We start from the raw sequence: 11,733 nt of genomic DNA on the forward strand, positions 1-11,733 counted from the left end.
GAAATTTAGAAATTTTAAAAACTTAACAGATGGAAACAGAAAATAAAAAAGATGGGGTGTTTTTTTATATGGGTGCATTTCTTTTTACTGCCGCAAGTTTGTCAATGATTGCTTTAATGTTGATGTTGTTTTTTATATTTTTTTGATTTAACTGTAAGTCAGAATTTTAAAAGGTTTAATGAAATCCCGCTCCTCGTTTTTTCAAAGGAATACGCTTCGGGTACAAGCCAAAATCTTATATTTGTGCAACGATAAACAATAGTTTAATCGAAAAATATATTTTAAGACTCACATGAAGCAATCATTAAACAAAAGTAACAACAAAATATCATTTGTAAGTTGTTTTATTCTTCTAAATGTTTTCAATGTTTTTTCTCAGGAAATAACAAGTTTAGAAGGTGCTTCAAAAGTAAAAATCGATTCATTGTACAGAGAGGACCAATTCTATTTTGGATTTACATACAATACCCTAACAAATAAACCCGACGGTTTGTCTCAAAGCAAATTGTCTACTGGATTTTCACTGGGATTTTTAAGGGATATGCCTACAAACAAAAATAGAACGCATTCAATAGCTACGGGAATCGGGCTGTCGTATAATAACTATAATCAGAACTTGACAGTTTATAAATCAGATCAAGCGCCATCTTATTCGATTATTGATCCAGGTACCAGTTTTAATAAAAATAAATTTTCGCAACTTTTAGTTGAGGTACCTCTTGAATTTAGATGGAGAACATCGACTTATGAGAGCCATAAGTTTTGGAGGATTTACGGCGGCTTCAAGTTGAGTTATTTAATTCTTGACAGATCCATTTTTGAAGATGCGCAAGGAAAAATCATTGTAACTAATAATAAGGATTTTAATAAGCTTCTTTACGGAGCGTATATTTCAACGGGTTATAATACCATAAATGTATATGCTTACTATGGTTTGAATTCTTTATTTAAATCAGCTAAAATTGAAGGGGAACCCATCGCTATGAAGTCCTTAAATATTGGAGTAATCTTTTATATATTATAGCCATAAAAATAATAAAAGCAGCTGCGGAATACTTCCTAAACCAAACCCTATAATTAATTCTTTGTTAGTATGTGCGTTCATTTCTATACGAGAGGATGCAACAAGACCATTTGCGAGTATTAAAAATGCAATGATAAAAGTATTCTGAAATTGAAAATGAAGACTTATCGCAATTACAAATACCGTCAGTGCGCTTATTGCCATCATATGTAGGCTTGCTTTTATACTGGCAAATAAAGATAAAAGAGCCAAAATAGTACTGAGCAACGCTCCTAAGAAGAAAAAATGCAATTCAGGATATCGATCTATAGTGATGCTTTTTCGAACCAATAAAATGATTAAAAAACATTGAAGAATCAACGGTATTTTGCGTTGCGTTACGTCGACAACCATGACAGAATCAATTTTACCAACAGCCCTTAATATTGCAAAAAATAGAATAGGAATGATAACAGTTATAATTACTACTTGAGAAAAAATGAATAATTTTTCCTCAGGCATTAAATTAGAGGTATTAAAAAAAAGATAAAATAAGGTGGCCATAGCCGCAATAAATATCGGATGAAAAATATAAGAAAATAAGGGAAGGATTTTTTTCAAGAGTTCTGATGTTTATTGACTTCAACAAATATAAATAATTTTGTAAAGTGTAGTTATATTTTTGAGTTTGTTAACATTTAATATGGCTTTCTCTATAATTTGGATTGATCATTAATAAATGTAAATTGGCAATAATTTCTGAGCTTTCAAAGTCTTCATTGTCAAAAGAAGTATTATTTTTGAGGAATCATTGAAAACAATAGCTAGGAATAAAATATTCTTCTCTTTTGTAATAGTAATTTATATAAATCCTTAAATGAGCGTCATTCGCTTTCTTTATTAATGATTCTAAAAATTCAAAATATCATTTCACAAATGCAGGCAGTATTTGTAGATAATAATAGAACTAAAACAATAGACGGTATTTCTATTGATAGTCGCTCTTTGCAAAATGGTTCGCAAACTTTATTCTTCGCATTGGTAGGAGCTAATAATGATGCGCATTTATATATTGAAAATTTAATTGAAAAAGGAGTAGGAAATTTTGTGGTTACCCATATCCCTGTCGATTGTATAGGAAAAGCTAATTTTCTGATTGTCGAAAATACTTTATTGGCTTTGCAACAATTTGCAAGCTATTATCGCAGTCTTTTTGATTTTCCAGTGATTGGATTAACCGGAAGTAACGGTAAAACAATTGTGAAGGAATGGCTAAATTTTCTGCTTAGTCCGGATTATAATGCCATAAGGAGCCCTAAAAGCTACAACTCACAAGTGGGTGTTCCGTTATCAGTGCTTGCTATAAATGAGCAACACAATCTTGGAATTTTCGAAGCGGGAATTTCTACCGGTTCAGAAATGGAAAAACTGGAAAAAATCATTAAACCAACTATTGGAATCTTAACAAGTATAGGGTCTGCACACGATGAAGGCTTTGGAAGCTTACAAGAAAAGATAAGAGAGAAGCTCCTGTTGTTCAGCGATTCGGAGGTGGTTATTTATCAAAAGAGTGAGATTATTGATGCTAATTTGTTTAGGTACGAAAATAGACGGCTTTTTTCTTGGAGTTTCAAAGATTCAACAGCTGATGTTTTTATAACTAAAAGTCCTGTATTAGATAAAACAATTTTACATATTCGTGATGTTGAGGGAAATTTTGAAATAGAAATTCCTTTTCAAGATGCGGCTTCTGTCGAAAATGCAATCTCATGTATGATGGTTTTGTTGTATTTCAAATACGATGTAAAAACGATCCAAAACAGAATAAAATTATTGTATCCTGTTGAAATGCGTTTGAAAGTCAAGAATGGAATCAATAATTGCAGCGTAGTAGACGACAGTTATAGTTCTGATTTTCAATCCCTAAAAATAGCATTGGATTTTCTCGAAAGTCAAAAGCAATACCAAAAGAAAACGGTGATATTATCGGACATTTTGCAAAGTGGTTTGTCTAATGCCGAATTATATTCGAAAGTGGCAGAACTTATTATTTCGAACAAAATCAGCCGGGTAATAGGTATTGGAGAAACTATTTCGGCATTTAAAAAAATGTTTACCAACTGCATAACGTATAAAAACACTGCAGAGTTCATTGCTGATTTTGACGATATAATCTTTAGTAATGAAACCATTTTGATAAAAGGAGCCAGAACTTTTCAATTTGAAGAAATTGTTTCCCTGTTAGAAGAAAAGACACATGAAACCGTTCTTGAAATTAATTTGAATGCCATAAGCCATAATTTGAATTTCTTTAAATCAAAGTTGAAACCAGCAACCAAAATGATGGTAATGGTCAAGGCTTTTGGATATGGAAACGGTGGATTTGAAATCGCCAAATTATTGGAACATCATAAAGTGGATTATTTGGGAGTCGCTTTTGCCGATGAGGGAATTTCATTGAAAAATCTGGGAATTCATTTGCCCATTATGGTAATGAATCCTGAAAACACCAGTTTTCCGGCGATCATACAACATCAATTGGAACCAGAAATTTACAGTTTGAAAGGGCTTCGTGCCTTTCTTAAAATTGCGGAACAAAAAAAATTGAAGCATTTTCCTATTCATATCAAACTTGATACTGGGATGCATCGTTTGGGTTTTGAAGCCAATACAATTGATGATTTGATAATTGCTTTAAAAGGAAATCAAACCATTCAGATAAAAAGTATTTTGTCGCACATGGCCACGAGCGATGATTTAAAACAGAAGGATTTTGCGCATTCACAAATTAATTTGTTCGAAAAATTATCTTCAAAATTAATGACTGAATTGCAAATAAAACCTATTCGACATATTTTAAATACGTCAGGGATTAGTAATTTTCCTAGTTCTCAATTTGATATGGTTCGTTTAGGAATTGGTCTTTATGGAGTTTCAAATAACGATGAAGAGCAGAAATATTTAGAAAATGTAGGGACGCTTAAATCTATTATTTCTCAAATCAGAACAATTCCTGCAGGAGATAGTGTCGGTTATGGCAGACGATTTATGGCGGAGAAACCAACAAAAATTGCGACAATTCCAATAGGTTATGCCGACGGAATTTCTAGAGGTTGGGGAAATGGAGTTGGTTTTGTAGTTATTAAAAATGAAAAAGCAGCTATTCTTGGGAGCGTTTGTATGGATATGCTGATGGTAGATGTCAGTGGAATTGATTGTAAGGAAGGTGATGCTGTAGTTGTTTTTGGCGAAAGTCTAACTGTAAATTATATCGCTCAAAAACTAAATACGATACCGTATGAAATTCTTACCGGTATTTCGCAGCGAGTAAAGAGAGTGTTTTACAGGGAATAATCAATTTATTAAACGATTGTTAATTATATTTAAATTTTTTATTAAATTCGTCGAGTAAGAAAATATTTTTAATCTAAAAAAGATAATTATGGGATTTTTTGGCGATTTTAAAGCATCTTTAATGAAAGGAGATGTGTTGAGTTTAGCAACTGCGGTTGTTATTGGTGCTGCGTTTGGTAAAATTGTAGGTTCTGCGGTTGATGATGTAATCATGCCAATTGTAGGGTTGCTTACAGGCGGAATCGATTTTACACAGAAATTCATTACATTAGATGGAAATAGTTATAAAACTTTAGCGGAGGCAAAAAAAACTGGGGCGGCAGTAATTACTTATGGAAATTTAGTTCAAGCGATTATCAATTTTGTGATTATTGCTTTCTTTATTTTTGTTATTTTAAGGGCTGCTGAAAAAGCCAGAAAGAAAGAAGAAGTGGCTTATGTAACTCCAGTGGGTCCTACTCAAGAAGAGTTACTTACACAAATTAGAGATTTATTGAAAAAATAATACCGTTACACTAGATATTATAGCTAAACCGCTTCTTATTTGAGGCGGTTTTTCTTTTGATAAAAAAAAGATGAATCAGGTTTAAATAACTCTATTGTTGTAATTGTAACAATTTGTTGTTTTTTGTGAGCGCGCTTGTTTTGATTTCAATATTGCTTACTTTTGCAACTCAAATTGAATGTCCAAATAAAAAAATATACTATGAGAATAGCAGTTGTAGGCGCTACTGGAATGGTTGGCGAAGTAATGTTGAAAGTATTAGCAGAAAGAAATTTCCCTATTACAGAATTAATTCCTGTAGCTTCTGAAAGATCAGTTGGGAAAGAAATTGAGTTCAAAGGAAAAAAATATACCGTTGTAGGAATGCAAACTGCCGTAGATATGGAGGCAGACATTGCTTTATTTTCTGCAGGAGGTGACACTTCACTAGAATGGGCTCCAAAATTTGCGGCAGCAGGAACAACAGTAATCGATAATTCATCGGCTTGGAGAATGGATCCAACCAAGAAATTAATTGTACCTGAAATTAATGCAGGCGAATTAACGGCAGCAGATAAAATTATTGCGAATCCAAACTGTTCTACTATTCAGATGGTTTTGGTTTTGGCACCTTTACATAAAAAATACAATATCAAACGTGTAATTGTTTCTACCTATCAATCCATCACAGGAACGGGTGTAAAAGCGGTGCAACAATTAGAAAATGAATATGCTGGAGTTCGAGGTGAAATGGCATACAAATATCCAATTCACAGGAATGCAATTCCACAATGTGATTCTTTTGAAGATAATGGTTACACTAAAGAAGAGATGAAGTTGGTTCGTGAAACTCAAAAAATATTGGGCGATAAAACAATTGCTGTTACGGCAACTGCGGTTCGTGTGCCTATTGTTGGGGGTCACAGCGAAGCGGTAAATGTTGAGTTTAACAATGATTTTGAAGTGTCTGATATTCAAAATATTTTGCATCATACTGACGGAGTGGTGGTTCAGGACAATAATGACACCTACACGTATCCGATGCCAATGTATGCGCAGGGAAAAGACGATGTTTTTGTAGGTAGAATTCGTCGTGACGAAAGCCAGCCAAATACATTAAACATGTGGATTGTAGCTGATAATTTAAGAAAAGGAGCAGCAACAAACACCATACAAATTGCAGAATATTTGATTGCCGCTAAATTAGTTTAGCCTAAATTGAATTTTCAATATAGAGACGCACTGTAGTAAAGACGTACTGCAGTGGGTCTTTACTTTTTAGGGTTTTAGTTTTTTTTGTTTTAAATAGGATAACATTTCTATGTTTTCATACCTTTGGCGTGGATGAAAAAAAATAAGCTCATAATAAGTCTTTCTTTGGCGATTGCGGTATTGTTCTCAATACTGTTTCAGTCCTTTCATACCTATGAGCATCTAGAGAAGCAACTTTCCCAAAAGCAATGCCATCATAAATACAATGTCACCCAGAAAGAGATAACCCATCAACACCACAATTTTGATCATTGTTATGTTTGTGATTTTACTTTTGGCAGTTATATTTCTCCAAAAGAATTTTGGTATCAATTACATTCCACATATAAAGAAATACCTTATTTCATTAGTACAGAGAAAACGGTTCTTTCGTTTTCCGGAAGTTTATATTCCCTTCGCGGGCCTCCTGCAAATAGTTTAAGCTGAATTTATTTCAGCACGTATCATTTCGTCTTATTTACTAAATAATTTCAGACTCATCTTCCTTTATTTTAGAGAAGAATGTTGTTGGGAACAATACAATCATCTTCAATGAAATATCTTATTATAGCCCTATTCTTGGGGTTTTCGGTTATGCTTAATGCGCAGAATTCAGTGTCAGGAACGGTGAGGGATATGAAAAACCAACCCATAAAAGGTGTTTCGGTTTATGCATCAGAGCTGTACAAGGGAACTGCAACAGACGAGAACGGAAAATATACATTTACCAATCTCCCTAATGGAAACCTAAAATTGACTTTTACATTTATTGGATTTGGAATCCAAAATAAAACGATAAAAAGCTTACAAAAAGAAAATACACTGAATGTAATTCTTGAAGAAACCATATTCCAAATGGATGAGGTAATCGTTTCTACGGCGTTCAATAAAATACAATCGCAGAATGTGATGAAAGTCGAGCACCAAAGCATCAAAGAATTACAACGAAAAGGAACTGCCACCTTAATCGAAGGATTGGCAACAATCCCCGGTGTTTCGCAGGTTTCTACAGGAACTTCCATTGGAAAACCGGTAATTCGCGGATTGAGCGGCAATCGGGTTTTAGTATATTCACAAGGCGTTCGAATGGAAAATCAACAGTTTGGAGACGAACATGGTTTGGGATTAAACGACTCTGGAATAGAAAGCGTTGAAGTCATCAAAGGACCGGCTTCGTTGTTGTATGGTTCAGATGCTTTGGGTGGTGTTTTGTATTTTAACCCAGAAAAATTTGCCGATGCCAATACCGTCAAAGCTAATTTCAGTCAGAAACTTTTCTCGAATACCTTAGGTAGTAATTCTTCTTTGGGATTGAAAACCTCTACTGAAAACTGGAAATTTCTTGCTCGTGGAAGTTACAATACACATTCGGATTATACCATTCCAAATGGCGACCGAGTGACCAATTCCCGTTATAACGAGACGGATTTCAAAACAGGAATTGGTTACAGTGATTCAAAATTTTCGACGGTGTTTCGTTACAATTACAACAAACTGGATTTAGGAATCCCGGAAAATGGTATTGCAGAACAATCTACAAGTAAGAAAACAGGTTTTCCAAAGCAAGGCGTTTTCAATCATCTGTTGAGTTTGAATTCTATAGTGTATTTAAAAAATTCAAAACTGGATGTCGATTTAGGCTATGTTGCCAATGACCGTTCGGAGTTCACGGATAGTGATGTGGCCAGTTTACACATGAAATTGAAAACATTCAATTATGATGCGAAATACTATTTGCCAAAAATAGGAAAAGTCGAATCTATATTTGGAGTGCAGGGAATGCACCAAACCAATACGAATTCTGGAGAAGAATTTTTGATTCCGGATGCTGCAACCAATGATTTTGGTGTTTTTGGAACTGCAAATTATGAGTGGGAATCGAACGTGTTACAGGGAGGATTGCGTTTTGATAACAGACAAATTACCACTCAAGAACACGGAACTTTAGGTGAGGAAGGGTATTTTAAAGCCATCGATAAATCGTACGATAGTTTTAATGCGTCGCTGGGTTACAAAACCAATTTAGCCAAGGATTTAACCTTACGATTGAATCTGGCGTCGGGATTTAGAGCGCCGAATTTAGCCGAATTAACTTCTAATGGGATCCATGAAGGAACCAATCGTTATGAGAGAGGAAACAGTGATTTGAAAACCGAGCAAAATATACAAACCGATGTGAATTTAGAATATAAAAACAGCCATTTTGAGTTTTTTGCCAATGGCTTTTACAACCACATTAACAATTATATTTATACCGCACCAACCGGAGCGGTGATTGACAATAACGATGTTTTTGATTATATTCAGAATAATGCCAAGTTGTATGGTGGCGAAATAGGATTGCATTTTCATCCGCATCCTGTAGATTGGTTGCATTTTGAAACCAGTTTTGAAACGGTAACCGGCAAGAAGCAATCCCGAAGCGTCGGGAGTGATTTTCTGCCTTTAATTCCGGCAAATAATTGGAATAACACCATTAGAACCGAATTTGTAATTAAAGATTGGTTAGAAGATGGATTCGCCACTTTGAATTTCTCCTCTACGTTCAATCAAAATAACGTGAGTGGTTTTGAAACAAAATCGAATGGCTACACATTGATAAACCTGAGTTTTGGAGGAAAAGTAAAACTCGGTAAAACGGCTTTTGATATTAATTTGAATGGAAATAATTTACTGGACAAAAGCTATATTGCACATCTTTCCCGTTTAAAGAATGATGGAATTCCTAACATAGGAAGAAACATTGTTTTGGGAGTGAACTTTAATTTGTAAAACTTTTGCGAAAGCATAAAAATAACAAAAACGCTATTCGAAAGAGTAGCGTTTTTTGGTTTAACCTTAAATGAACTTATAATCCTTAAATGGTTTGTTTTTTTTCAACTTATCAGTAAAATAAGGTCATATTCGAATTACGTCCGCAGTGCGTCCACAATTCAATTGATTTTAATTTGCAATAGACATAACTGTAATAAAAAAACCATTTTAGCGACTAATTTTTTTAAGACTTCCTTTATACGGAACACTAACTATTTCCCTATTTTTGTAATAACTTAAAACCAAAATGATGAAAAACACTTTTTTATTAATGGCTTTATCTGCCACAATCACAAGTTTTGGCCAAAACCAAAGACCAACTACAATGAAATATCCAGTTACCCATAAAGGCGAAACGGTCGATGTATATTTTGATACCAAAGTTGCCGATCCGTACCGTTGGCTCGAAGATGACAAATCTGCCGAAACCGGTGCTTGGGTAAAAGCCCAAAACAAAGTGACTTATGATTATTTAGCTCAGATTCCGTTTCGTGATGTGTTAAAAGAAAGAATGGAAAAATTGTGGAATTACGAAAAAATAGGAGCACCTTTCAAAGAGGGGAATTTTACCTATTACTACAAAAATAACGGCTTGCAAAACCAGTCGGTGTTGTATAGAAAAGACGCGAAAGGAACTGAAACCGTTTTCTTGGATCCCAATACTTTTTCTAAAGATGGAACCACTTCGCTTGGTGGATTAGATTTCTCCAAAGACGGTTCTAAAGTTGCGTATGCCATTTCAGAAGGCGGAAGCGATTGGCGAAAAGTGATTATCATGGATGCCATCACCCAAAAAATAATTGAAGACACCATCGTCGATGTAAAATTCAGTGGTGTGTCCTGGAAAGGAAACGAAGGCTTTTATTATTCCAGTTATGACAAGCCAAAAGGAAGCGAATTGTCGGCAAAAACGGACCAACACAAACTGTATTTCCACAAGTTAGGAACGCCACAAAAGCAAGACCAAATCATCTTTGGCGCAGACCAAAAACGACGTTATGTTGGCGGAAGTGTGACAGAGGACGATCACTATTTGGTTATCACTGCTTCGACTTCGACTTACGGAAACGAATTGTACATCCAAGACCTGACCAAGCCCAACAGTCCTATTGTGAGTATTGTTGATAATTTCAAGAGCGACAACAGCATCATCGACAATGAAGGGACGAAATTATTCATAGAAACCGATTCGAATGCGCCCAACAAACGCATAATAATGGTAGATGTCAATAACCCACAACCGGAAAATTGGAAAGATTTCATCGCAGAAACTGAGAACGTTTTGTCACCAACAACGGGTGGCGGTTACATTTTTGCTAATTACATGAAAGATGCCGTTTCGGTGGTGAAACAATATGATTACTCCGGAAAAATGATTCGGGAAATCAAGTTACCAGCTTTGGGAACTGCAGGTGGTTTTGGCGGGAAGAAAAAAGAAAAAACCCTTTATTATTCCTTTACAAATTATCTCAGCCCGGGAACTATTTATTCATTCGAACCAAAATCCGGAAAATCGGTGGTATATGATAAACCGAAAGTAGATTTCAAAAGCGAAGACTACGTTTCTAAACAAGTGTTTTACACGTCCAAAGACGGAACCAAAATCCCAATGATGATAACCCATAAAAAAGGATTGAAACTGGATGGTAAAAATCCAACGATACTATATGGTTATGGCGGTTTCAACATAAGCTTGACGCCGAGTTTCAGTATAGCCAATGCCGTTTGGATGGAAAACGGAGGTATTTATGCCGTTCCTAATTTGCGCGGTGGAGGTGAATACGGGAAAAAATGGCACGATGCGGGAATTAAAATGCAAAAACAAAACGTGTTTGATGATTTCATTGCTGCGGCTGAATATCTTATAGCTCAAAACTACACTTCTTCCAGTTTTCTTGCTATTCGCGGTGGTTCAAACGGCGGATTGCTAGTAGGAGCAACCATGACACAACGCCCGGATTTGATGAAAGTCGCCTTGCCGGCCGTGGGTGTAATGGATATGTTGCGCTACCACACCTTTACTTCGGGGGCAGGTTGGGCGTATGATTATGGAACATCACAGGACAGCAAGGAAATGTTTGCCTACATCAAGGGCTATTCTCCGGTTAATAATGTAAAACAAGGAATTCAATATCCGGCCACGATGGTCACAACGGGCGATCACGACGATAGAGTAGTGCCGGCGCACAGTTTCAAATTTGCTGCCGAATTACAGGAAAAACAAACCGGACCTAATCCTACTTTAATCCGAATTGACGTTAATGCAGGACACGGCGCAGGAAAATCCGTGGCGGCAACCATCCAGGAAAACGTAGACATACAGGCATTTACCTTGTACAATATGGGCGTAACCGAATTGCAAAAATTAGCTGAATAAGAGCTGTTTTTAGGAGCTATTTCCTGCTATCCGTTACAATCTTTTTCAACGCTGTCAGGGTTTTGAACCGTGACAGCGTTTAGAAAAAGGATTTCCACTTTTATCAGGGCTAGGGCATCATATACCCCAGACGATTGTCATTGCGAGATTTCGTTTGTCATTCCGCTATTCCATTTCTCATTCTGAAATTTTTTTTGTCATTCCGACGAAGGAGGACCCGTGCGATAGCGAACAGGCGAAGCAATCTCATCAAAACAAGATTTACCACTAAAAAAAACGCTATTCGAAAGAGTAGCGTTTTTTTTGTGGAGTAAATCGAAAACAGAATTCGATTATAAATATTGAAAGCAACTTATTTTTTTATCCCGTATGGGATGTAATATTGGTAGAAAATTATTTCAGACACACAATTATATCCCGTAGGGATTATAGGTCCGTCCCTATGGGACT

The 11,733-nt window shown here is 35.6% G+C and carries 8 protein-coding genes; 7 read left to right on the top strand and 1 reads right to left on the bottom strand.

What is annotated here, in order from left to right; genetic code table 11:
• The first annotated feature begins 292 nt into the window (after window positions 1–292).
• A complete protein-coding gene (locus ACFX5D_RS04215) occupies window positions 293–1,024 on the top strand; it encodes a porin family protein (protein ID WP_379857005.1) in 732 nt (243 codons plus the stop codon).
• Here the strand turns inward: ACFX5D_RS04215 and ACFX5D_RS04220 are convergent.
• Window positions 1,019–1,624 (bottom strand): hypothetical protein, encoded by a 606-nt coding sequence (locus ACFX5D_RS04220; protein ID WP_379857006.1) that lies wholly within the window; start codon window positions 1,622–1,624, stop codon window positions 1,019–1,021. The two genes, ACFX5D_RS04215 and ACFX5D_RS04220, sit on opposite strands and share 6 nt — an antisense overlap.
• Before the next feature lie 315 nt (window positions 1,625–1,939).
• On the opposite strand from ACFX5D_RS04220, the gene ACFX5D_RS04225 reads away from it, so the two are divergent.
• From ACFX5D_RS04225 to ACFX5D_RS04250, 6 genes are all read left to right on the top strand, one after another.
• A complete protein-coding gene (locus ACFX5D_RS04225) occupies window positions 1,940–4,357 on the top strand; it encodes a bifunctional UDP-N-acetylmuramoyl-tripeptide:D-alanyl-D-alanine ligase/alanine racemase (RefSeq protein ID WP_379857007.1) in 2,418 nt (805 codons plus the stop codon).
• Window positions 4,358–4,445: 88 nt separating this feature from the next.
• Window positions 4,446–4,862 carry a large conductance mechanosensitive channel protein MscL gene (gene mscL, locus ACFX5D_RS04230; RefSeq protein ID WP_379857008.1) on the top strand — a complete coding sequence of 139 codons (417 nt, stop codon included), beginning with the start codon at window positions 4,446–4,448 and terminating at the stop codon, window positions 4,860–4,862.
• Between the two features lie 201 nt (window positions 4,863–5,063).
• Window positions 5,064–6,053, top strand: coding sequence for an aspartate-semialdehyde dehydrogenase (locus ACFX5D_RS04235; RefSeq protein WP_379857009.1), 990 nt, complete (start codon window positions 5,064–5,066; stop codon window positions 6,051–6,053).
• A 132-nt stretch (window positions 6,054–6,185) separates the two neighbouring features.
• Window positions 6,186–6,539, top strand: a complete 354-nt coding sequence (locus ACFX5D_RS04240) for a hypothetical protein (RefSeq protein ID WP_379857010.1) — start codon at window positions 6,186–6,188, stop codon at window positions 6,537–6,539.
• Between the two features lie 105 nt (window positions 6,540–6,644).
• Window positions 6,645–8,864: a TonB-dependent receptor gene (locus tag ACFX5D_RS04245; protein WP_379857011.1), complete on the top strand. Its 2,220-nt coding sequence runs from the start codon at window positions 6,645–6,647 to the stop codon at window positions 8,862–8,864.
• 313 nt (window positions 8,865–9,177) lie between these two features.
• Window positions 9,178–11,283 carry a prolyl oligopeptidase family serine peptidase gene (locus ACFX5D_RS04250; protein WP_379857215.1) on the top strand — a complete coding sequence of 702 codons (2,106 nt, stop codon included), beginning with the start codon at window positions 9,178–9,180 and terminating at the stop codon, window positions 11,281–11,283.
• Window positions 11,284–11,733: the final 450 nt, after the last annotated feature.

It is taken from the genome of Flavobacterium fructosi, assembly GCF_042787335.1.
Taxonomy (GTDB): Bacteria; Bacteroidota; Bacteroidia; order Flavobacteriales; family Flavobacteriaceae; genus Flavobacterium; species Flavobacterium fructosi.

Bases quoted from the DNA above. Each gene is read 5' to 3' on its own strand.
- ACFX5D_RS04250 (WP_379857215.1), top strand. From the start codon at position 9,178: ATGGCTTTATCTGCCACAATCACAAGTTTTGGCCAAAACCAAAGACCA.
- ACFX5D_RS04215 (WP_379857005.1), top strand. From the start codon at position 293: ATGAAGCAATCATTAAACAAAAGTAACAACAAAATATCATTTGTAAGT.
- ACFX5D_RS04240 (WP_379857010.1), top strand. From the start codon at position 6,186: ATGAAAAAAAATAAGCTCATAATAAGTCTTTCTTTGGCGATTGCGGTA.
- ACFX5D_RS04235 (WP_379857009.1), top strand. From the start codon at position 5,064: ATGAGAATAGCAGTTGTAGGCGCTACTGGAATGGTTGGCGAAGTAATG.
- ACFX5D_RS04245 (WP_379857011.1), top strand. From the start codon at position 6,645: ATGAAATATCTTATTATAGCCCTATTCTTGGGGTTTTCGGTTATGCTT.
- mscL (WP_379857008.1), top strand. From the start codon at position 4,446: ATGGGATTTTTTGGCGATTTTAAAGCATCTTTAATGAAAGGAGATGTG.
- ACFX5D_RS04225 (WP_379857007.1), top strand. From the start codon at position 1,940: ATGCAGGCAGTATTTGTAGATAATAATAGAACTAAAACAATAGACGGT.